The organism is Pelistega suis, from assembly GCF_013133795.1.
In the GTDB taxonomy this organism is placed as follows: domain Bacteria; phylum Pseudomonadota; class Gammaproteobacteria; order Burkholderiales; family Burkholderiaceae_B; genus Taylorella; species Taylorella suis.
In genome coordinates, this window is the sequence record NZ_JABGBN010000008.1 from 26,041 (window position 1) to 49,242 (window position 23,202).

Below are 23,202 nucleotides of genomic sequence, written 5' to 3' on the forward strand. Positions count from 1 at the left end.
ACTCTTAAGGACGTTTTCCTAGCGTGACCTTAATTTCTGTAGGTTTGCCTGCACGCAATACCGTTAAACTAAGAGATGCTTCAGGTTTGATGGCAGCAATTTCATTCATAAGTTGATGCACACCAATCACAGGTTTACCATTCATTTCCATAATAATGTCGCCGACAGCTAATTTAGCGGTTTCAGCAGGGCTATTGCGAACGATAGATGCTACGATAACACCACGGGTTTCTTTGAGATTAAAAGCTTTGGCAATATCTGTCGTCACAGCTTGAGGCTCCAGCCCTAACCAACCGCGAGTCACGCGTCCTGTATCAATAATTTCGCGCATAATTTTTAAAGCAGTATCCGCGGGAGTGGCAAATCCAATGCCGAGTGAGCCACTGCCTTGTGTTTCGGAATAAATTGCGGTATTGATGCCGATAAGGTTCCCATTGACATTGATTAATGCGCCACCAGAGTTGCCGGGGTTAATGGCAGCATCAGTTTGAATAAAGTTTTCGTAGGTATTAATGCCTAATCCTGAGCGTCCTAGCGCAGAGATAATCCCCATGGTGGTTGTTTGACCAACACCAAATGGATTGCCGATAGCTAGGACAACATCACCAACGTGGAGTTGCTCTTTTGGATCATAGGCAATAGGCTTAATATCAGAGACTTCAATTTTTAAAACAGCAAGATCGGTATCTGAGTCAGAGCCAATAAAGCGGGCAGCAAATTTGCGGCCATCGTGAAGAGCTACCTCAATAGAGTCTGCGGCTTCTACGACGTGATAATTGGTGAGAATATAACCATCTGTAGTAGCAATAACACCAGAGCCTAAGTCGGTAGGTTCATTTAGTGCTTGGTTTTGTTGCTCTTGAATAAAAGGACGTAATGCGGGAACATCGGTGATGTTTTTAAAGGGAGTTGATACTTTTTTGGTTGTGTAAATATTGACCACAGAAGGTGCTGCCAACGTAACGGCATCTGCATAAGAGGTCACTATGGTAGTGGTCAGGCTAGGTTTCTGATTTGAAGATGAGGGTGTATTTTCTTGAATTTTTACGGTAGCCGTGGGTTGTTTACGTAATGGTGTATCTAATAGGAAACTGTTGACCCAAGCAGGACGTAATGTTGCCAAAATAAAGATAATAGCAAGACAAACAGCGACAGTTTGAGAGAAAATAGACCACACACGTTGCATAAAGGTGATAGTAAATATGAGTTTAGTTAGTCGTCAAACATTAAGCCAGTGGCTTAACCAGTCTTTACAAGTACATAATTTTAAAGATTATGCACCAAATGGATTACAGTTACAGGGCAAACCTACAATTAAAAAGGTTGTTATGGGAGTTACTGCATCTAAAGCCTTTTTAGAGAAAGCTGCGCAAGTAAAAGCCGATGCCGTCATCGTGCATCATGGATGGTTTTGGAAGAATGAGGATCCATGCATAACCAACATGAAGTATGAACGTATCGCTTATGCTATTAAACAGGAATTAAATGTCTTTGGCTATCATTTACCATTAGATGCTCATCCAGAATGGGGCAATAATGCACAATTGGCTAAGGTCTTGGACTTTGGTGTAAATAGGGTGGAAGGTCAGGTGGAAACTTGTGGACAGGGCAATCTTGTTTGGTTAGGATCACCACCAAAAGGGAAAGAGGAACTTGGTGCATTATTGCAACATATTGAGACAATTTTACAACGCTCAGTGTTGTTTATTGGAGACAAAACTAAACGAGTTTCTCGGATTGCATGGTGTACTGGTGGAGCACAGGGGTATTTTGATGCCGCTATTGCTGCAGGAGCAGAGTTGTTCCTCACAGGAGAGGCTTCTGAGCAGGTTTTTCATATGGCACAAGAAAATGGAGTGGCTTTTATGGCAGCTGGACATCATGCAACAGAACGTTATGGAGTACAAGCTTTGGGAGAGGCATTAAAAGCACAATTTCCTGAATTAGACGTGGAATTTATTGATATTCCGAATCCTGTATAAAATGATAAAACCCCAGTATTACTGGGGTTTTGCGTCAATTCTTTAAATATTAAATGAACTAAATTATTTCTTTAAAGAATCACGGATTTCGCGTAATAACACGATATCTTCTGGATCTGGTTCTGCTGCTTTTTCTGCTTCGAAACGAGAGCGTGCTGTAGCGATTGATTTAACGATTAAGAATACAACAAACGCTAATAAGATAAAGTTAATGAGGATAGTGATAAAGTTACCGTAAGCAAATACTGTCGCACCAGCGTCGCGTAAAGCGGTCAGTGTTTGTGCGCCAGCATAACCTTCTGGTTGAGATAACACGATGAATTTATTAGAGAAATCAACGTCACCACCAAGGATAAAGTTGACTAGTGGCATGATGATATCTTTTACTAAAGAGTCAATAATCTTACCGAATGCTGCACCGATAATCACACCGACGGCTAAGTCAACCATATTGCCTTTAACAGCAAACTCTTTGAACTCGTTTAAAAAACCTTTACTCATAAAAATGTGTCCTTTTTTTCCTTGAATTGAATTGACGGTATATAATAACTGGATAAGTTAAAATAAATCTATTTAAAATACGTTAATTTTTTTACACCTTGGCAGTATCAATAAGGATCGATAATGAGTCAGGATTCAAACTTACATCAAAATGAAGGGCAGTCTTCTCCAGACGTCTTACCACAGGACCCTTCACGCCGTTTTTGGCTAGGCACAGCCTGTGCTGTGGGTGGTGTGGCAGGTGTGGCTACGGTCGTACCGTTCGTTGCATCAATGAGCCCATCAGATCGTGCAAAAGCCGCTGGCGCACCTGTTTCAGTTAATTTAGCAGCTATTCCTCCGGGTACTATGGTGACGGCAGAGTGGCAAGGTAAGCCTGTATGGGTTTTACATCGTACACCTGAAATGATTGCAGGTCTTGAGAAAATGGAAAAATTCCTTGCTGACCCAGCATCAGATCGTCCGGGATTTACGCCTGAGTTCGCTAAGAATAGCTATCGTTCACGTAAAGAACAATGGTTAGTGGTTGTGGGTATTTGTACTCACTTAGGCTGTTCGCCGTCACCTCGTTTTGCTCTGGGTGGTGCAGAGGGTATGCCTGCAGATTGGGAAGGTGGCTTCTTATGCCCTTGCCATGGTTCGCAATTTGATTTAGCTGGGCGCGTATTTAAAAACCAACCAGCTCCAGATAATCTTTTGGTTCCTCCATATTATTTTGTCGATGACAATACAATTATGGTAGGTTTAGAACAAGCAGCAGGCTAGTTTTGCCTCATACTCATTAACTAAGGGAGCCTTTACATGGCCGGCGATAAAGTTGTAGATACAAAGGGATTGTTAGGTTGGATTGACCACCGCTTCCCAGCAAGTAAACTTTGGAAAGAGCATCTTAGTGAGTACTATGCTCCTAAGAACTTTAACTTCTGGTATTTCTTTGGTTCATTAGCACTATTGGTGTTAGTGATTCAAATCGTAACTGGTATTTTTATGGTGATGCACTATAAACCAGACGCTGATTTAGCGTTTGCGTCAGTTGAGTACATCATGCGTGAAGTACCTTACGGTTGGATTATTCGTTATATGCACTCAACAGGTGCGTCCATGTTCTTTGTTGTAGTGTATTTACATATGCTACGCGGCATGCTTTATGGCTCATATCGTAAACCACGTGAGTTGGTGTGGATTTTCGGTGTGGCGATTTTCTTATGTTTGATGGCAGAGGCGTTCTTTGGTTACCTCTTACCATGGGGGCAAATGTCTTTCTGGGGTGCTCAGGTAATTGTAAACTTATTCTCAGCGATTCCTTTCGTTGGTGAAGGCTTATCCGTATGGATTCGTGGTGACTTCGTTGTATCTGACGCAACACTTAACCGTTTCTTCGCCTTCCACGTTATTGCGATTCCATTAGTATTAATTGGTTTAATTGTTGCGCATATTATTGCTTTACACGAAGTAGGTTCTAATAACCCTGACGGTATCGAGATTAAAGCTAAAAAAGATGCCAACGGTCGTCCATTAGACGGTATTCCTTTCCATCCATACTACTCTGTACATGACTTAGTAGGCGTTGCAGGTTTTCTAATCGTATTTGCAGCGATTATGTTCTTTGCACCAACAATGGGCGGTTATTTCTTAGAGTCTAATAACTTCTTACCTGCTGACCCATTCAAAACACCTCCACATATCGCACCAGTATGGTATTTCACACCATTCTACTCAATGTTACGTGCGACAACGGATGAGTTTACATGGGCGTTAGTAGCATTTGCATTATTGTTTGCTGTAGGTATTTTCTTTAGCAAAAACGTTAAAGCACCATGGAAACTTATCTTCCCAGCTATTTTGGTAGCAGTTGCTGTGGCGTTACGAGTGTTTGATGCAAAATTCTGGGGTGTAGTTGTAATGGGTGGTACTGTTGTTATCCTTGGTTTCTTACCATGGTTAGACAAGTCGCCTGTGAAATCAATTCGCTATCGTCCAGGTTGGCACAAATTGGTTTACGCTATCTTTATGATTAACTTTGTGATTCTTGGTATTATCGGTACGAAAGCACCGTCTCCAGTATTAAATATCGTTTCACAAGTGGGTACGATTGTATACTTGGCATTCTTCTTCTTTATGCCAATTTGGAGCCGTTTGGGGACATTTAAACAAGTTCCTGAGCGTGTGACTTACCACCCTCACTAAGATACTGTAGGAAATATCATGATTAAAAAGATTTTAGGTGCATTACTTATGGTAGCATCCCTCGGCGGTGGTTCAGCTGTCGCTGCAGGCGGTGGTCACCCTTGGGACGTTGCTCCAGTTCCTGTAACCGATAAAGCAGCGTTACAAAATGGTGCTAAGTTATTTGTTAACTACTGTATGAACTGTCATAGCGCAAGTTTATTGCGTTATAACAATCTAACGCAGATTGGTCTAACCGAAAACCAAATCGTCGAAAACTTACTGTTTACTGGTCAAAAAGTAGGCGATAAGATGTCGATTGCGATGAAGCCACATGATGCGAAATTATGGTTTGGTGCAGCGCCACCTGATTTATCATTAATGGCACGTGCAAAAGCTGAGAACTTAGGTCAGCCGGGTACGGATTATATCTATACTTATCTACGTACTTTCTACCGTGATAAGTCGCGTGATTTAGGTTGGAATAACTTAGTATTCCCAAATGCAGGTATGCCTAATCCGCTTTGGGAGCGTCAAGGTCCAGTAGAAGTGACATTTACCGATGTTCACGAAGTGGAAAAAGATGGTGCAAAACAATGGCATGAAACTATCACTAAAGTTGATGCAGATGGTTATAAATCTGTGGTTAGCGACAAAGTGCTAGCAGATTTTAAAGGTCATGCGTCTAGCCATGCACAAATTGAATATTTAGATAAAGAGAAGCAAGCTCAATTCGACAAAGATATGGCTGATTTAACGGCGTTTATGGGTTGGATGGCAGAACCTCAGCAAGAGTTCCGTAAGACACTTGGTGTATGGGTGCTATTGTTCTTATCTATTTTCTTTGTCGTGATTTGGCAACTGAATAAATCTTACTGGAAACATGTTAAATAGTTTTTAATGTGATACGGTGAGTTCGATAGGGCGAGCTTTATAGCTCGCCTTTTTACTTTAAGTAGAAATTGCTATGGCGTTTCTTGTAGAATAGAACCATTGTTGTTTTTGAATGCGTACTTTTCGCAGATCTTTTCAAGCTTTAGATTATTAGAAGGAATTGCCACATTATGATGGTGCTTTATTCGGGTACAACCTGCCCATTCTCTCAACGTTGTCGCTTTGTTTTATATGAAAAAGGCATGGACTTTGAGATTAAAGATATTGATCTCTTTAATAAACCAGAAGATATTACAGTGATGAATCCTTATGGTACTGTGCCTATTCTTGTTGAACGTGATCTTATTCTTTATGAGTCAAACATCATTAATGAATATATCGATGAGCGTTTTCCGCATCCTCAATTGATGCCTGCAGATCCGATTATGCGTGCTCGTACGCGACTTTTCTTGCATAATTTTGAAAAAGAGCTATTCGTGCATGTCTCTGTATTAGAAGACCGTAGCAAGCGTGCTGATGAGGCCTTATTGAATAAAACGCGTGCCATTATCCGTGATCGTCTTTCTCAGATTGCACCGTTAATGGTAAAAAATCGTTATATGCTTGGCGATGAGTTCTCTATGCTAGATATTACAATGGCACCATTATTATGGCGTTTGGATTACTATGGCATTGAGTTACCTAAGGGCGCTGCACCATTACAAAAATATGCGGAGCGTATTTTTTCTCGTCCAGCCTTTATTGAAGCACTAACACCATCAGAAAAAGTGATGCGTCGCTAGGATAGTCTATGTTACCCAATACTGCTAAACCTTTTTTAGTGCGTGCAATTTATGAGTGGTGTTTAGATCAAGGCTATACACCACATATTATGGTTCGCGTTGATGAGCATTGTCGTGTACCTCGTGCCCATGTGAGAGATAACCATATTGTGCTTAATGTTGGGCCACGAGCGACCCCTGATTTCTTTATGGATAATGAGTGGGTGAGCTTTAATGCACGTTTTTCAGGGGTATCTCAGTTAGTGAGTTTCCCTATAACGGCGATTGCTTGGGTATTTGCTCGAGAAACTGAAGAAGGGATGGGCTTTGAGGTAACCGAATATAAAGGCAATCCATCAGCGGATGACAGTAGCACAAGAGAAGAAACTGATAAACTTGCTCAAAAAACAACACCTTTCCGGTTAGTAGATTAATTTTGTTGTTTTTTAGCACAGGCACTTGTCAAATAAGTGTAGTAAACATATAATTATATTTCTTCGACGCCGGCTTAGCTCAGCAGGTAGAGCAGCTGATTTGTAATCAGAAGGTCACGAGTTCGATTCTTGTAGCCGGCACCAGAATTTAAGCCCCTTGGGATATCCCAAGGGGCTTTTCATTTTGTTTGAAAAACGATTGTCTGATGATGAGGCGCTTCGCAAAGTTGCTAGTACTTAGCAGCTAAATTGACCGATATACATGGACATGGCAAGATTGCCAAAGCAATGTTGTTTTTTATACAAAATGAGGTTTAGTATGGAAAAATAGTAAAAGGTTAACTTTTCATTTTAAAGCCAAAAAATTGAAAGCCATACAATAATTTCTTCTACCAACAAAATTTTATTCTAAATACAACAGTGGGGTATGCTGTTTTTAGCATAGTCCTGTTATTTAACTATTTGAAAAATAAAATAAAAATATTTAATCAAGTATCTGTTATAGTAAAAACCACAATGCGATTTCTACTGATATTCGGTAATGTAATGTTTTGTTACCTTAAGGTGACAAAATATTTCAATAGTGATAAAAGGAGGAAACCATGCGTGAAAAAATTGAGTGTGGCATATTTTTCTTAGAGAGTTTTGGGAGTTGGGTTGATGAGTTTATTGAGGAAACACATCGACAAACCAATAGAATCCAATTATTTAAGATTGATGTACAGCAATTTTTGCCTTGTAATGATTTCGAGGTTGGTGGTCATCAATTCCCACACCCTAATGCTTTGCGAGAATTAGCCATTATCTTTGAGCGCTATGATTGCTTAATTATCCCAGTGTTACCCGAAACATTGGTATGGACTAGAGTGAGTCTCGCTCAAATAACCCACCCGTTACAATTTCCACTGATTGCTCTGCCGCATCATGTTCAACCGCTTGCCTTTATGGATTTGGCAACCTTGGGAATTGGAGAGTATATCTTTGAGCGGGATGATGTTTCTATCATGAGAATTCGCTTATCGAATATTATTGATCGCCATAAAGCCGTCTATACCCCCTTGCATAAGGTGTTACGAAAAAGTCAGGAGTTTTTCACAACACCTATGAATAATGAACATCAAACAATTCCTTTAAATATGGTGATGGCGTCTACTCAAAAGCCTAAAGTCACTCGTAAGCGTAGACGCAACACAAAAAAATCAACGAGTGATAAGGTCATTTATTCGGATCCTTTTCAAATAGCTAAGGCAAAAGTCATTAAAGAATTTGAAAAAAATTATGTTGTCCATGCATTAATAGAAACAAAAGGGAACATTTGTGCTGCAGCACAGCGCTCGCACAAACATAGGCGGGCTTTTTGGGGGTTGATGAGGAAACACGAGATTGATGCAGAAGATTATCGAGTGGAGACCTAATCGTTTTTTAGGGATGGAGTAGAGTTACAGTTATTTTAGTGGGGATGGCTTATAATCTTGTCATCGGAAAATAGGAGAGTAAAGAGATGTTTGCCCCACTAAAAAATGATACTTTCTTGCGTGCACTACAACGTCAAAAGGTAGAGTACACACCAGTTTGGTTAATGCGACAAGCAGGCCGCTATTTGGCTGAATATAATGCGACACGAGCTAAAGCAGGTTCATTTTTAGGGTTGGCAAAAAATCCAGAGTTTGCGTGTGAGGTTACATTACAACCGATTGATCGCTATCCTTTAGATGCAGCGATTTTATTCTCAGATATTCTTATGATTCCTGATGCAATGGGACTTGGTTTAGAGTTTGTTGCAGGTGAAGGGCCTCAATTTAAGCATCCATTACGTACAGCGTCAGATATTGCTAAATTAGCGGTACCTGATATGAATGATTTACGCTATGTTTTTGATGCGGTGACACTTATTCGTAAAGAGTTAAATGGTCGCGTGCCTCTTATTGGCTTTGCGGGGAGTCCGTGGACGATTAGTTGTTATATGATTGAAGGTCAAGGCTCCAAAGAATATCGTACTATCAAAACGATGATGTATGCGCAACCAGAGTTGCTTAAGCAAGTACTTTCGATTGCTGCCCAATCAACGGCACTTTATCTCAATGAACAGATTAAAGCAGGGGCACAGGCAGTGATGATTTTTGATAGCTGGGGTGGTGTACTTGCTAACGGTAAATACCAAGAATTCTCTTTGCATTATATTAAGCAAGTGGTCGATAACTTAATTCGTACTCATAATGGTGAAAAAGTGCCAGCCATTGTCTTTACCAAGGGTGGTGGTTTATGGGTAGATGAGATTGCTAATATCGGCTGTGATGCTGTTGGTTTGGACTGGACGATGAGTTTGGCAAAGGCTCGTCGTTTGACGGGTGATAAAGTGGCTTTCCAAGGCAATATTGACCCAATGGCTTTATTTGGTTCAGAACAAGCGATTCGTCAAGAGGTTCGCCGAGTTATTGATGATTTTGGTCCTGTGAAAGAGGGTGGACATGTCTTTAATCTAGGGCATGGTATTTCACAATTCACACCGCCAGAAAATGTGGCCTATCTTATTGATGAGGTGCATCAATACAGTAAAACGATGCACTTATAAACAAAGTTATCCACAGATGAAAATTAAGAGGTTGGCTGATTTATTTCATGTTGTTTCGCATAAATGATTGCCAATCTATTGATTTTTAATATAAAAATAAAAAACATTTGATTTTATTAAATGAATTGTCATCATCAATAATAAAAACGAAAGTCAATGGTTTAATTTATCCAAAAAGTTATCCACAGGCGTATTAAGCCATTGATTTTTATTGAATTTAGGGTTGTCCCTAGTTGTTGGTGTGGGTTGGCATAGATGAGTTATTATTGGGTGCGTGTAGCACTAGATGTTCCCTTAGAAGCCGTATTTGATTATCGTGTGCCTATCTCTGTGCAAGTGGTGCGGGGGCAGCGGGTTATCGTTCCTTTTGGAACACAAAAACAAATCATCGGTGTCGTAACTGCTGTGTTGACCGAAACGGATATTCCCCCAGAAAAGCAAAAAGATATTATTCAGGTGTTGGATGATTTGCCCCCTTTTTCTGAACGCTGGTTAGCATTATGTGAGTTTGCAGCAAAATACTACTTACGACCAATCGGTGAGGTCATTTTGCCAGTATTGCCGCCACCCCTACGCAAAGTAGCATCGTATATGGGTAAGACAGCAACGAGTCCTGTTGAGCGCTTGGACAAAAAAGCATATAACAAACAACAGAAGCTAGAAAAGGCACTTAAACGTCAAGCAAAACACACTAAGTCTATTGAACAGGTCTCTGGGCAGGCGGTAGAGAGTGTGGCAGAGGCAGGGATAAGGATAGTGAATGTAGATAAGAGTGGCGACAGTGCTGTCTTGGCAAACTCGACTATCACGCTTAATGAGGAGCAGCAATCTGCATTGGATAGCATAGTTAATACGCGAGAATATAAAACTATCTTACTGCATGGGATTACAGGTAGCGGTAAGACCGAAGTCTATTTGCACGCAATTGCCCAGAAACTTGCAGAAGGGAAACAGGTTATTTTTTTAGTACCTGAAATTAATCTCACCCCTCAATTTGCGCGACTATTGGAACAACGCTTTGTTCCTTTATATGGGGAAAAAGCCATAGCCATTATGCATAGTGGACTTTCTGATGGGGAGCGTTTGCAAGCATGGATATATATGCAGCGGCAAGAAACGAAGATTATTCTTGGTACACGAATGTCAATTTTTGCGCCACTAGAGAATCTAGGGCTGATTGTGGTGGATGAAGAGCATGACGCTTCGTATAAACAACAAGATGGTTTGCGATACTCTGCAAGGGATTTGGCAGTATGGCGAGCGCATCAATTACAAATTCCTGTGGTGCTAGGGTCAGCAACGCCCTCATTAGAAACTTGGCAACAAACGGTCAATCAACGGTACACAAAGCTTAGCTTAACACAGCGTGCTAAAGCGACAACCTTGCCGAATATCCGGTTAATTAATATCAAAAAAATGCGTCTTAATCAGGGATTATCGCCTGATTTAATAAGTGCAATTGATGAGAGGTTACAGCGAGGAGAGCAATCGATGATTTATTTAAATCGTCGAGGATTTGCACCAGTGTTACGATGTAGCGCATGTTCGTGGACGAGCACCTGTGTTCGATGTTCAGTGCATACGGTAATGCATCAGTCTTCAGGACAAGCCCCCACATTGCAATGTCATCATTGTGGCTATACCTCACGTATCCCTTTGAAATGCCCTGATTGTGGTAATCAAGATTTAAGTGCCTTGGGTTATGGGACCCAACGAATTGAGGAGGTCTTGGGTAATCTCTTTCCTCAGACAAGCATACAACGTGTTGATGCGGATAGCACTCGTTTAAAAGGGAGTGCAGAGAAACTGTTCGAACATGTTCATAGCGGAGATGTGGACATTATCGTGGGGACACAGATGTTGGCTAAAGGACATGATTTTAAGCGATTGAGTTTAGTAGGGGTATTAAATGCCGATATGATGCTCTTTAGTGGTGATTTCCGAGCGCCAGAACGCTTATTTGCGCAATTAATGCAAGTAGCCGGTCGAGCAGGCCGTCATTTGCCAGACTCTGAAGTGCTATTGCAAACAGAGTTTCCGGAGCATCATCTTTATCAATCTCTTGTTCATCATGATTATGAGCAGTTTGTGGCTAATGCACTAGAGGAAAGGCAGATAGCAGGGCTTCCTCCTTTTGCTTACCATGTGTTGATTTCTGCCCAAGCCAAAGAGTTAAGGGATGCGCTAGATTTCCTAAAAACCATTGTAGCGGATGCTAGACAAGCGCTAGCGGCTTATATTGAGGACATTCGGATTTATGATCCTATTCCTTTAAAAATTGTCCGTGTGGCAAATATTGAGCGGGCACAATTATTGATTGAGGCAGATTCTCGCCCAGTATTACATCGTTTTATGAGTGTGTGGTTGCAACGCGTGTATCATCACTTTAGAAACCATAAAGTGAAGTATTTTGTCGAAGTGGATCCATTAGAGATATGAGTGATATTGATAGTTTAGGTTTAAACCCTTCACAAAAAGAAGCTGTCCTCTATCTTGATGGACCTTGTTTGGTGTTGGCAGGAGCGGGTAGTGGCAAGACTCGCGTTATTACGCAAAAAATTGCTTATCTCATTAATCAATGTGGCTATGAGGCACGTTCAATTATTGCTTTGACGTTTACCAATAAAGCCGCCAAAGAGATGGTGGAGCGTGTCAATCATATTGTGGATAAAAAAAGTAGCAAGGGCTTGACCGTATGTACGTTCCATGCGCTTGGCGTACGTTTTTTAAGGCAAGAAGCTAAAAATTTAAATCTAAAAGATAACTTTTCTATTTTGGATTCCACCGACGCTGGTCAGATTATTCAAGAAATGTTAGCGACGACGGATAAGGTGCGAATTAGAGTGATTCAACAGCAAATATCTCTCTGGAAAAATGATTTATTAGGGCCTGATGATATTGTGCCAACGACACCTGATGAAAAAGAGGCTCAACGGGTTTATCGTAATTATGAAGCCACGCTAAAAGCTTATCAATCAGTAGATTTTGATGACCTTATTCGTTTACCAGTCTTATTGATGAGAGCTAACGAGGAAGTCAAAGAGCGTTGGCAAAAACGCATTAAATATCTATTGGTAGATGAATATCAGGACACCAATGTTTGTCAGTATGAATGGGTAAAATTGCTCACAGGTTGGCATCAAAAATTTACAGCAGTCGGTGATGATGATCAGGCGATTTATGCATGGCGTGGTGCGACGATTGAGAATTTAGCTAAACTCACGCAAGATTATTCAAATTTAAAGATTATTAAGTTGGAGCAAAATTATCGCTCGGTTGAGACCGTACTAAATGCCGCCAATAAAGTCATTTCTAATAATCCTAATCTTTTTCAGAAAACCTTATGGTCTACCTTGGGTAAAGGAGAACCTATTCAAGTCATTAGTATGGAGAATGAAGAGGCTGAGGCTGAAACGGTCGGTATGCGTATTTCCGCTGCTCATTTTAATAAGAAAGCACAATGGAAAGATTTTGCAGTGCTGTATAGAGGCAATCATCAGGCGAGGATTTTTGAGCAAGCTTTTCGCCAATTACGCATTCCTTATAGTATTTCAGGGGGGCAAAGTTTTTTTGATAAAGCAGAAATTCGCGATATTTTGGCGTATATGCGGTTAATTGCGAACGATGATGACGACCCTGCGTTTATTCGTGCGGTGACAACACCCAGACGAGGTGTAGGGCAAACTACCTTAACGCATTTAGGTGAGTTTGCGGTGAGTAAAAAGTGTTCTTTGTTTGGGGCTATTTTTGAACCGGAAATTATAGAGATTATTGCAGAGCGTCAATTAAAGCCCCTAATGGTGTTTGCTCAGTTTATTCAGGGTATCCAAGAGCGTGCGGCTAAACCAGTAGAACAGCAGTCTGCTGCTGAGTTATTGGATGAGTTGATGGCGTATATTCGTTATGAGGATTATCTGTACGAGCATCATGATGATCGCGCCGCTCAAGCTCGTTGGCAGAATGTATTGGATTTGATTGAGTGGCTCAAGCGCAAGGCACAAGATGACGATATGCGATTTATTGATCTGGTGCAGCATATCGCCTTAATTACGATGTTAGAACGTAATGAGCAAGAAGAAGAGCAAGATGCCGTGACGTTAAGTACGTTACATGCATCAAAAGGGTTGGAATTCCCTTATGTGCATATGGTCGGTGTGGAAGAAGGATTACTACCACATATGGGGAAAGAGGATGAGTACGGAGACCCCAATAAGGATAATGAAGAGCTTTATGTACAGCGCATTCAAGAAGAACGTCGTTTGATGTATGTCGGGATTACACGGGCACAATATGAACTGACCCTAACATGGTGTAAGAAACGTAAAAAAGCTCGTGAAGAGCTGATTCGCGAACCCTCACGCTTTATTGCAGAGATGGGTTTGGAAGATAAGCAACAGAAATTGAGCGACCCATTTAAGGGAATGAGTGCGAAAGAAAGATTGGCACAGTTAAAGCAGATGATTAAACCAGTTTAAATTTGAATTAGCTGGCAGAAAAATACCTCTATAATAGTCGAGAGATATTGTCATACTTTAATGGAGAGACAAGATGAATACGTTATTTACACTACCAGCCCCAACACTTTTACCTATTGTTGGCGAAGAAAAGCGTTTTCCTGTGAACCGTGTATTTTGTATTGGTCGTAATTATGCGGCACATGCAGCAGAGATGGGTGCCACAGTGGATAAGCAGAACCAAGATCCTTTTTATTTTTTAAAAGCCTCTTGCCACGTTGTGGGTAATCATCAAAAGATTGCCTTTCCTCTAGGAACCGCTAATCTTCATCATGAAGTCGAATTGGTTGTTGCTTTAGATAAGCCAGCTTTCCAAGTGAGTGAAGCGGAAGCTGCAGACTGTGTTTACGGTTATGCCGTTGGTTTTGATTTAACGCGTCGTGATTTACAAGCTAAGGCTAAAGAAAAAGGTTTGCCTTGGGATGGTGCTAAAAACTTTGAGGATGCAGCGGTTATCGGTGAGATTACGCCTAAAGCGCAAGTGGGCGAGATTGATAAAGCACGTATTGCACTGACGATTAATGGCGAAGTCCGTCAAGACGGTAATACGAGTGATTTGATTTGGACAATTCCTGAGTTGATTGCCTATATTTCTCGTTTTTATCACTTACAAGCAGGTGATTTGTTGATGACAGGCACACCTGAAGGCGTTGGGGCAATTCAAGCAGGTGATGTATTGGTTGGTCAGGTGGATGGCTTAACATCCTTACATTTAACCGTAGGTTAATGCCTCTTAAGAACGAGTTAAGTTTTTAGTATAAAAATCGGGCTACAATAAATGCTCTTAAATTTTTGCAGGATTTTATGTCAATGTTAAAACCTTATCCTTCACCAACGTATTGTCAGCGCCTAAAAATCGCTTTGCATTATGTGTTGCCGCAGATGGCTATTACGCGATTTGCAGGTTGGTTTGCTGAGCGTGAATGGGGCTTTTTGACGCATACAGGCATTAAATTATTTGCAAAAGCTTATAAGGTGAATTTTGCTGAGGCTGAGAAAGAAAAGCCGAGCGATTATGTAAGCTTTAACGAGTTTTTTATTCGCACATTAAAAGCGGGGGTTCGTCCGATTGTGGAGGGTGATAATACGCTATGTTTGCCAGCAGATGGTCGTGTGAGCGAAGTGGGTAAGATTGATGATAATCAGTTATTTCAAGCGAAAGGTCATCGCTTCTCATTAGAAAGTTTATTAGCGGATGATAAAGAGTTAGCTGAGCAATTTGAAGATGGACAGTTTTTGACGACTTATTTATCACCACGTGATTATCATCGAGTCCATATGCCTTGCGATGCGACATTGCGAAAGATGATTTATGTACCGGGAGAGCTTTATTCGGTCAATCCATTTTTAGCACGCCATATCCCTGACTTATTTGCTCGCAATGAGCGCGTGATTTGTGTATTTGATACAGCATTTGGTCCTATAGTGCAAATTTTAGTCGGTGCGACGGTGACGGCGAGTATGAGTACGGTGTGGGCAGGTGTCATCAATCCTCCACGCAGTCAAGAGGTTAAGGTATGGCATTACCCAAGTGATGGCGATGGTGTAGTGACATTGAAAAAGGGTCAAGAGATGGGTGCTTTCCGTCTGGGCTCAACAGTGGTGAATTTATTCCCTAAAGATAAGGTGGATTTAAATCTAAACTTACGTGAGGGCGAACCTACTAAGATGGGTGAACTGATGGCGACGGTGAAATAAGCCATATCATTTTGTCTCTTGATTCTGAGGCTCTTTGTTATTTTGCAAAGAGCCTTTTCTGTTAAAATCCTTCTATCAGTCGAAATCCCTTCGATTGACTTGCTTATAGATATTTAACTTATGAAATCTCCTGAACTACTCTTGCCAGCAGGCGGCTTAGAGCGTATGCGTGCTGCCTTTGATTTTGGGGCAGATGCGGTATATGCCGGTCAACCTCGCTATTCTTTACGTGCTCGTAATAATGAATTTGTCCGCTTTGAAAAAATGAAAGAAGCGATTGATGAGGCTCATGCACGTGGTAAAAAATTCTTTGTGGCGAGTAATATTCTTCCACATAACTCTAAATTAAAAACCTATTTGGATGACCTCGTTCCGATTATGGAAATGAAGCCAGATGCCTTGATTATGGCTGACCCTGGTTTAATTATGAAAACTAAAGAGCGTTGGCCAGAAGCGGTGATTCACTTATCCGTACAAGCGAATACAACGAATTATTGGGGTGTACAATTCTGGCAGAAGATGGGAGTGGAGCGCATTATTTTGTCGCGTGAGCTTTCATTAGACGAGATTGAAGAAATTCGCCAAGAATGTCCTGATATGGAGCTTGAGGTATTTGTGCATGGTGCGCTCTGTATCGCTTACTCTGGTCGTTGCTTACTATCAGGTTATTTTAATCAGCGTGACCCTAACCAAGGCACCTGTACCAACTCATGCCGTTGGGACTATAAAGTACATCATACGCAAGAAAGCGATGCCGGTGATGCACAGCTATTAAGTGGTTTTGACTTTAATAAGATGCAAGAAGAGGCGAATGCTAACTTTGCTGCTTGTGGTGGTGCGGAGCGCCATCCTTTAGCCGATCAAGTTTATTTGCTTGAAGAGGGTAATCGTCCAGGGCAATATATGCCAATTATGGAAGATGAGCACGGCACTTACATCATGAACTCTAAGGATTTGCGTGCGATTGAGCAGGTAGAGCGCTTAGTTAAAATCGGTGTGGACTCCTTAAAAGTCGAGGGTCGTACGAAGTCGATTTATTATGTTGCTCGTGTCGCACAAGCGTATCGTAAGGCGATTGATGATGCTGTCGCTGGTCGTCCATTTAATCCTGAATTATTAGCGGATTTAGAGGGTTTAGCTAATCGTGGTTATACACCAGGTTTCTTAGAGCGTCATCAGACTCAAGAATATCAAAACTACCTACATGGGTACTCTATCTCTAAGCAAAGCCAGTTTGCCGGTATCGTGACAGATGTCGATGCTGATGGTTGGGCAACGGTGGATGTGAAGAATCGCTTTGCGATTGGTGATACTCTAGAAATTATTCATCCTAAAGGTAATCAACTGATGAAAGTTGAGGTCATTGTCAAAGAGGGTGAAAATATCGAAGTCGCACCGGGCAATGGTATTCAAGTACGTATCCCTAATATGCAGGGCAAGGAAAAAGCAATCTTAGCGCGTATCCTTGATGCACAAGCCAAAGCGAAAGTTGAAGAGTTGATTGCGGGCAAATAACGGCCAGTTTTTAACGAACATACTTCCCCATAGATAGGAAAGATTCCTATCTATGGGTTTTTTCTTAAGTATTGAATTCTTGTGTTGAATGATGAGTGTGATGTTACGCTTTTTTAAGCGTATTAATCACCAAGCAATCTTCCACATGATGGTTATCACATTGCGACATGCCTTGGAGTAAATCTCGGATTTTGATGAGTTCTTGGATTTTCCCTTCAATTAAATGGAGATGCTGTGTGGCTAAGGCATTCGCATCGGTACAGTCTGTTTGCGGATTGGCTTGTAGTCTTAAGAGCGTTTTAATTTCCTCTAAATCAAACCCCAATGAACGGCAAGTTTTGATGAACTTGAGCTCATCAAGCTGCTGCTGTGTAAACTGACGATAGCCATTATCCGCACGTTTTGCGGGTGTAATGAGTCCAGATTTTTCATAAAAACGAATCGTTTCTAGATGAATGCCGCTAGCCTCGCTGAGTGCCTTGATGGTGAGGGTGTTTTTCATTTAGGGCTTGACTCCGTAGTGGTTACAGACTTTATAGTGTACTGATATTGGATATATTCGTAAAGGAAATGATTATGGCATGTACTCAGCATTGTTGTGGTGTGACTGCACAAACGGAGAGATATCGTAAAGTCTTATGGATTGCGTTTACTGTCAATGCGTTGATGTTTATGGTGGAAGTTATTGGCGGCATTCGAGCAGGTTCAGTTTCTCTGCTCTCCGATAGTTTGGACTTTTTAGGGGATAGTGCCAATTATCTCATTAGCTTATTTGTATTGGGTAAAGCAATTTCAATGCGAGCAAAAGCCTCTTTATTTAAGGCCTATACGATGGGAGGTTTTGGTGTATGGATTATAGGAACTACGCTATATCAGTTTTTCTATGGAACGATGCCTAATTATCATGAAATGGGTGTTATTGGTATCATCGCTTTTGCTGCTAATGTGTTGGTTGCGGTATTGTTATATAGTTTTAGAGAGGGGGATAGCAATATGCGTAGTGTATGGCTATGCTCACGAAATGATGCTATGGGTAATCTAGCGGTGATTGCGGCTGCTATTGCTGTGTATTATTGGCAGTCGCCTATCCCTGATTTATTAGTGGCTTTGTTTATGTCTTATTTAGCGATTAAGGCGGCTTGGGACATCCGCCGCCAAGCCGTGATCGAGTTATTGACTAACTGACTTATTTATTACCCAAATACGACGAGTCACTAATAAGAAAAACAGTAGAGCAGCAGAAACAAAGGCGGCACCGACATGGGCAGTATATAGTACACCGAGATGGTCGAGGACTAAGCTGCCCACAAATGCACCACCGCCAATACCAATATTAAAGGTTCCGGAGTAGATAGCGGTAGCGAGGTCGGCCGCATCGGCGGCAGCCTCTAGGACTTTACTTTGTAAACTCATGGCGATGAGGGTGATGGCAATGCCCCAGCCTAGCGCAACAAGGAGCATAGTCCATGCGTAGCTCTGCGCATATTCTAAGCAGAGTAGGCAAGCGAGCAATAAACTTGCCCCAATCGTATAGGTATGTACGACTGTTTTACGAATTAAACGTGTGAAAAGTATGCTGCCTAAAATACCTGCAATACCCATCACAAATAACACCACAATGACAAAGCGATCACCAAATCCACCGATTTCGCGTAGATATGGTGTGATATAGGTATAGGCAGTAAAGTAACCTGTAATGGTCAGTGCAGTTAATAAAAACGCTTGCATCAGGGTAGCACGTTTAATTAATTGAGGTAAGGACTTTAAGTCACCGGCATTTTGACTGGGGGAATGGGGGAGTTTTTTGATTAACAGTAGCATCACTAAAGCGGCAATGGCAGCGATAAGATAAAACGTGATACGCCAGCCGAAGTGCTGTCCAATGGCAGTGCCTAGTGGGACACCTAATACCGTCGCTAAAGAGGAACCTGTCACGATAAAAGCGAGTGCTTTGGCACGATGACCATTAGGTGCTAGACGCATCGCCAGAGGAATGCTGATAGACCAGAAAATAGCATGAGCACAAGCGATTAATAGTCGGCTCATGGTTAGTACATTGTATGACCAAGCCAGTGCGGAGAAGATATGCGCAATGATAAAAATAATAAATAGACTAATCAGTAGTTTCTTGCGTTCCATTGTGCCGACAGCAAGGGTCAATGGAATAGATAAAATGGTCACTGCCCATGCATAGATGGTCATAAGTAGACCAGTTTGTGATTCAGGGACATTGAGAGATTGAGCAATGCTAGGTAATAAACCAATAGGGACAAATTCAGTCGTATTAAAAATAAAGGCAGCAAAAGCAAATAATGCCACCACAAACCAAGATTTGTTTTCCGCTTGGTCGAGTGTAGAAGAGGACATGCTGAAATAGAAAAGCTATAAAACGGTTTATTATAGAACGAGATAGACTTCAAAAATGTGAGAAAGTTTTGCAGCTTATTTTCTTTGCTGAATAGCACGGTTGCGGATATAGCGAACAGCGTGGGGTAACTCACTCGATAGAAGACCTATTTCACCACCTATCTGGCTAGCTAAATAGTCTGCGGCTGCTCCATGCAACCATACACCAGCACAAGTGGCTTGCCAATTATCGATACCTTGGGCACATAAGGCACCAATCACACCACTGAGTACATCACCACTTCCTGCCGTCGCTAAACCAGGATTACCAGAGTGATTTGTGTAGAGGGTATCATTATCAAAAGCATAAACGAGAGAATGATGACCTTTTAATACAACGGTGGCTTGATATTTTTGAGCGATGGCTTTAACGGCAGAATGACGGTCAGCTTGGATGTCAGCTGTAGATATACCCAATAAACGTGCTGCCTCGGTGGGGTGAGGCGTTAAAATGAGGTGAGAATGCTGTTGCGCTAAAGTGGATAGCTGTGGGCGCTGTGAGAGTAAGGTGAGTGCATCAGCATCTAGTAAGAGTGGTGCATTCATGGATTTAGATAGTACTTTTTCTAAAACTATGACAGCATCCTCATCTAGACCTAAACCACACCCAGTAACCCATGCAGAAATATCTTCGCGGATCAGCAATTCATGGGCACAAGCCAACATAATTTCTGGGTGTTGTGCAATGATAGGCATAGGTAAGGTCTTTTGATGAAAGCCAGCCCAGACCTTGCCGCAACCTGTATACACCGCCGCTGTTGAGGCTAAAACAATAGCACCACTCATTCCTTGACTGCCGCCAATAATCGCTAAGGTGCCGAAAGTGCCTTTGTGACTATCAAGAGGGCGAGGCATAAAGACTGATGGGAACATAGATGGTGCGTTCACGCAAATCTCCATGGATAGTGTATATGCCTATTTGGCCCCCCCGACAGGAATCGAACCTGTATCGAGAGCTTCGGAAACTCTAATTCTATCCATTGAACTACGGGGAGGCAGAAGGCTACATTTTACGGTAAAAAGACGTTTGACGAGATAAAAACGTGGCAAAAAAGTAAATAAGCCAAGAAAAAAGAAGTTATTTTGTGTGATATTGTCAATAAACCTTATTTAGTTAGCCGAGTAAAGTTATAATTCTGTAGTTATTTGTAATTTATTTCTAATTTCATACTAGGATTTGTTATGAGCGCGAATAAATCAAGCCAAACATTAACTAAATTGGCTGTTGCCCTTCTTGTTCCTGTTGTGGCTATCATTGCATTAGTGAAGTCTTTTAGTTCTTCAGGTTCGGATCCTGCTCTATTGACAGCGGAAGCTATCGAGAACCGTATCGCACCAGTGGCGCAATATAATACGGGTGCCCCTGCGATTGTGTTAGATAATGGTAAAAAAGAACCTTTATCTGGTGAGCAAGTATATAAAAATATCTGTATGTCCTGTCATGACGCTGGCTTAGCTGGCGCACCTAAAAAAGGTGATAATGGCGCATGGGCACCTCGTATCGCTCAAGGTGAAGCGACTGTATTAAAGCATGCTATTGAGGGCTTAAACGGTATGCCTGCTCGTGGTGGTAATCCTAACCTTAGCGATTTAGAAGTTCACCGTGCGGTTGTATTTATGGTAAATGCGTCTGGTGGTAAGTTTGCCGAGCCAGCTGCAGAAGGTGAAGCTAAAAAAGACGCAGCACCAGCTGAAGCAGCACCTGCACAGACAGCAGCACCAGCAGAAACACCTGCTGCTGCACCTGTAGCAGCTGAAACACCAGTAGCACCTGCGGCAGGCGCAGTTGATGCAGATAAAGCACTTGCTTTAGCGAATGCAAAAGCCTGTATGGCATGTCATGGTGTTGATAACAAACTTGTTGGCCCTGCGTACAAAGAAGTTGCTGCCAAAGGTGAGGGTGCTGAGGTATTAGCGGCAAGCATTAAAAATGGTAGTTCTGGTAAATGGGGTCCAGTACCCATGCCTGCTAACCATGTAACAGACGAAGAGGCTGCGCTTTTAGCAGCGTGGATTGCTTCGTTAAAATAATACAAATCCATTGCTCCCCTTCATAACAAAAGGGGCATCAATGAAATAAAAGGGTCTCATTCTTTATTGAATAAGACCCTTTTTATATGGCGCTAGAGCGAGTGAACGACGAGTGAGCGTCTGAGTATTAGCCATATAAGCTGTATCAGTTGTGCTTGTCCTTATGGTTTGAGTGAGAGTGCCTGCATAAAATTGTTTAGGTATTGCTCAAAGCTAATATTATCCTCTTGTTCAATCTGTATTTGTTTTGCTAGGCTGACTTCGCTTTGTTGTTGGAAGTTCGCTATGGTAGCAATATCCAAAGCATAGTCCTGATTGTGGCGACTATGTAGCTGACTCAAGCTCAAGAAAGCCTCATTAAAGCTTTTTTCTTGTGCTTGTAACATCTCAATGACTTTATGCGATGGGCATAGGGTGACATCCTTTAATTTAGCTTGTTGTACGGCTAGAGCTTCTGCGTAGTCCTTACCTTCATTTGAGGCATCCAACATATCCGCAAAGGGTCTAATCTGTTCAATCAGGGCTAATCCCCACTCTTTAAGCGCAATTGACTGGCCTTCATGGTGTAGCATTAATGCAGGATTGCGTCCTTCGTTGACCACTTTATTAAAGTTATCTTCACTCGTATGGCAAGAGCCAGTAGGGAAGCGGGGACTATTACTGAGTGCGCAAAATAGTAAGAAAGCATCTAAAAAGCGTGCTGTTTTAGGTGAAATTCCGAGCGGCTCAAAAGGGTCAATATCAATACAGCGCACTTCAATATATTGAATACCGTGCTTCATTAAAGCGGTAATAGGGCGCTCACCTCGTCCATGTGTGCGTTTAGGACGGATGGTTGCATAGAATTCATTTTCTATTTGTAGGATATTGGTATTGAGTTGAATCCATTTATCGCCTTGCTTTGTTCCGATTTTTTCATAGTCAGGCCATGATGTCGTCACCGCATCATAAATCTGTTTTGAGAAAGAAGTGAGCTCGTTAAAGCATGACTTAAGATTGGATTGAGCATCATTTTTATAGCCCAAATCACTCATACGTAGACTGGTGGCATAAGGAAGATAATAGCTATCTTGAGCGCTATTGAGAGGCTTTAATAAAGCTTTTTGTTTGTCATCTAAGAAAGTTGCATTCACCACAGGCGAGGCACCAAAGAGATACATGAGTAGCCATGAATAACGCTTAAAATTGCGAATTAATGCCATATAGCCATTATTCTGTTGTTCTTGTGGCGTGTTTCCCTCAAAGTTTAAAGCAGTCCATAACTCGTTGGGTAAGGAGAAGTTATAGTGTAGCCCTGCGATACATTGCATTTTCTTGCCATAACGGACGGCAAGACCTTCACGATAGACGTGGCGTAATTTACCTGAATTCGAGGTACCGTATTCTGCAATAGGAATATCTTGCTCTGCGGGTAAATGGCATGGCATAGATTGTCCCCATAGGCTTTGCTCGGGAACACTTTGTTGTACAAAAGCATGTACTTCTTGTAATTGTTTAAAAAGACTATCCACCGAGGTATGAGGGTCGGTGATGAGCTCTAATAAGGCTTCAGAATAGTCTGTTGTAATATGAGGGTGAGTTAAAGCAGAACCCAGTACCTGTGGATGTCTATCTTGTGAGAATTGTCCAGCTGCATTAAGGCGAATTGCTTCGCGTTCAACGCCTCGTTGAATGTTTTTTAGTAGAGATTGATTTTCTTTAAGTTTGGATAGATTCGGCATAGCAAGC

The 23,202-nt window shown here is 41.7% G+C and carries 21 protein-coding genes and 2 tRNA genes; 16 read left to right on the top strand and 7 right to left on the bottom strand.

Features of this window, described 5'->3' with window-relative positions:
• Nucleotides 1–4 precede the first annotated feature (4 nt).
• A complete protein-coding gene (locus HKX39_RS08935) occupies nt 5–1,186 on the bottom strand; it encodes a trypsin-like peptidase domain-containing protein (RefSeq protein ID WP_171680981.1) in 1,182 nt (393 codons plus the stop codon).
• A 16-nt stretch (nt 1,187–1,202) separates the two neighbouring features.
• On the opposite strand from HKX39_RS08935, the gene HKX39_RS08940 reads away from it, so the two are divergent.
• Entirely contained in the window at nt 1,203–1,982 is a 780-nt protein-coding gene (locus HKX39_RS08940) for a Nif3-like dinuclear metal center hexameric protein (RefSeq protein ID WP_171680982.1), read from the top strand.
• 63 nt (nt 1,983–2,045) lie between these two features.
• Here the strand turns inward: HKX39_RS08940 and mscL are convergent, their stop codons facing one another.
• The gene (mscL, locus tag HKX39_RS08945) at nt 2,046–2,483 is read right to left on the bottom strand and encodes a large conductance mechanosensitive channel protein MscL (RefSeq protein ID WP_171680983.1); all 438 of its coding nucleotides are present in this window, start codon (nt 2,481–2,483) and stop codon (nt 2,046–2,048) included.
• Nucleotides 2,484–2,606: 123 nt separating this feature from the next.
• On the opposite strand from mscL, the gene petA reads away from it, so the two are divergent.
• From petA to trhP, 13 genes are all read left to right on the top strand, one after another.
• Nucleotides 2,607–3,248 (top strand): ubiquinol-cytochrome c reductase iron-sulfur subunit, encoded by a 642-nt coding sequence (gene petA, locus HKX39_RS08950; protein WP_171680984.1) that lies wholly within the window; start codon nt 2,607–2,609, stop codon nt 3,246–3,248.
• 36 nt (nt 3,249–3,284) lie between these two features.
• Nucleotides 3,285–4,670 (top strand): cytochrome b, encoded by a 1,386-nt coding sequence (locus HKX39_RS08955; RefSeq protein WP_171680985.1) that lies wholly within the window; start codon nt 3,285–3,287, stop codon nt 4,668–4,670.
• 18 nt (nt 4,671–4,688) lie between these two features.
• Nucleotides 4,689–5,543, top strand: coding sequence for a cytochrome c1 (locus HKX39_RS08960; protein WP_171680986.1), 855 nt, complete (start codon nt 4,689–4,691; stop codon nt 5,541–5,543).
• A 170-nt stretch (nt 5,544–5,713) separates the two neighbouring features.
• Nucleotides 5,714–6,325, top strand: coding sequence for a glutathione S-transferase N-terminal domain-containing protein (locus tag HKX39_RS08965; protein ID WP_171680987.1), 612 nt, complete (start codon nt 5,714–5,716; stop codon nt 6,323–6,325).
• A gap of 8 nt (nt 6,326–6,333) precedes the next feature.
• Nucleotides 6,334–6,738, top strand: a complete 405-nt coding sequence (locus HKX39_RS08970; RefSeq protein WP_171680988.1) for a ClpXP protease specificity-enhancing factor — start codon at nt 6,334–6,336, stop codon at nt 6,736–6,738.
• 68 nt (nt 6,739–6,806) lie between these two features.
• Nucleotides 6,807–6,882 (top strand) — tRNA-Thr (locus HKX39_RS08975).
• Nucleotides 6,883–7,340: 458 nt separating this feature from the next.
• The gene (locus tag HKX39_RS08980) at nt 7,341–8,153 is read left to right on the top strand and encodes a hypothetical protein (RefSeq protein WP_171680989.1); all 813 of its coding nucleotides are present in this window, start codon (nt 7,341–7,343) and stop codon (nt 8,151–8,153) included.
• 86 nt (nt 8,154–8,239) lie between these two features.
• Nucleotides 8,240–9,310 carry a uroporphyrinogen decarboxylase gene (hemE, locus tag HKX39_RS08985; protein WP_171680990.1) on the top strand — a complete coding sequence of 357 codons (1,071 nt, stop codon included), beginning with the start codon at nt 8,240–8,242 and terminating at the stop codon, nt 9,308–9,310.
• 255 nt (nt 9,311–9,565) lie between these two features.
• Entirely contained in the window at nt 9,566–11,749 is a 2,184-nt protein-coding gene (locus HKX39_RS08990; protein ID WP_171680991.1) for a primosomal protein N', read from the top strand.
• Entirely contained in the window at nt 11,746–13,785 is a 2,040-nt protein-coding gene (locus HKX39_RS08995) for a UvrD-helicase domain-containing protein (protein WP_171680992.1), read from the top strand. Before HKX39_RS08990 ends, HKX39_RS08995 begins: the two co-directional genes overlap by 4 nt.
• 73 nt (nt 13,786–13,858) lie before the next feature.
• Nucleotides 13,859–14,551 carry a fumarylacetoacetate hydrolase family protein gene (locus HKX39_RS09000; RefSeq protein WP_171680993.1) on the top strand — a complete coding sequence of 231 codons (693 nt, stop codon included), beginning with the start codon at nt 13,859–13,861 and terminating at the stop codon, nt 14,549–14,551.
• Between the two features lie 83 nt (nt 14,552–14,634).
• Entirely contained in the window at nt 14,635–15,522 is an 888-nt protein-coding gene (gene asd / locus HKX39_RS09005) for an archaetidylserine decarboxylase (RefSeq protein ID WP_216605083.1), read from the top strand.
• A gap of 120 nt (nt 15,523–15,642) precedes the next feature.
• Nucleotides 15,643–17,037 carry a prephenate-dependent tRNA uridine(34) hydroxylase TrhP gene (trhP, locus tag HKX39_RS09010; protein WP_171680995.1) on the top strand — a complete coding sequence of 465 codons (1,395 nt, stop codon included), beginning with the start codon at nt 15,643–15,645 and terminating at the stop codon, nt 17,035–17,037.
• Between the two features lie 103 nt (nt 17,038–17,140).
• On the opposite strand, the gene HKX39_RS09015 is transcribed toward trhP, so the two are convergent.
• Nucleotides 17,141–17,539, bottom strand: a complete 399-nt coding sequence (locus HKX39_RS09015) for a MerR family transcriptional regulator (protein WP_171680996.1) — start codon at nt 17,537–17,539, stop codon at nt 17,141–17,143.
• A gap of 74 nt (nt 17,540–17,613) precedes the next feature.
• Here HKX39_RS09015 and HKX39_RS09020 point away from each other — a divergent pair, with 74 nt between their 5' ends.
• Complete coding sequence (locus tag HKX39_RS09020) at nt 17,614–18,222, top strand: cation efflux transmembrane domain-containing protein (protein WP_171680997.1); 609 nt, start codon at nt 17,614–17,616, stop codon at nt 18,220–18,222.
• Here the strand turns inward: HKX39_RS09020 and HKX39_RS09025 are convergent.
• The 3 genes from HKX39_RS09025 to HKX39_RS09035 all read right to left on the bottom strand — a co-directional run bounded on the left by HKX39_RS09025 (nt 18,208) and on the right by HKX39_RS09035 (nt 20,438).
• Complete coding sequence (locus tag HKX39_RS09025; RefSeq protein ID WP_171680998.1) at nt 18,208–19,404, bottom strand: sugar transporter; 1,197 nt, start codon at nt 19,402–19,404, stop codon at nt 18,208–18,210. The genes HKX39_RS09020 and HKX39_RS09025 overlap by 15 nt on opposite strands.
• A 75-nt stretch (nt 19,405–19,479) precedes the next feature.
• Nucleotides 19,480–20,331, bottom strand: a complete 852-nt coding sequence (locus HKX39_RS09030; protein ID WP_343043444.1) for an NAD(P)H-hydrate dehydratase — start codon at nt 20,329–20,331, stop codon at nt 19,480–19,482.
• Between the two features lie 32 nt (nt 20,332–20,363).
• Nucleotides 20,364–20,438: transfer RNA gene (locus HKX39_RS09035), tRNA-Arg, on the bottom strand.
• Nucleotides 20,439–20,625: 187 nt separating this feature from the next.
• On the opposite strand from HKX39_RS09035, the gene HKX39_RS10770 reads away from it, so the two are divergent.
• Nucleotides 20,626–21,474, top strand: coding sequence for a c-type cytochrome (locus HKX39_RS10770; RefSeq protein ID WP_171681000.1), 849 nt, complete (start codon nt 20,626–20,628; stop codon nt 21,472–21,474).
• 161 nt (nt 21,475–21,635) lie between these two features.
• On the opposite strand, the gene gshA is transcribed toward HKX39_RS10770, so the two are convergent.
• Nucleotides 21,636–23,195, bottom strand: coding sequence for a glutamate--cysteine ligase (gene gshA, locus HKX39_RS09045; protein WP_171681001.1), 1,560 nt, complete (start codon nt 23,193–23,195; stop codon nt 21,636–21,638).
• Between the last annotated feature and the right edge of the window lie 7 nt (nt 23,196–23,202).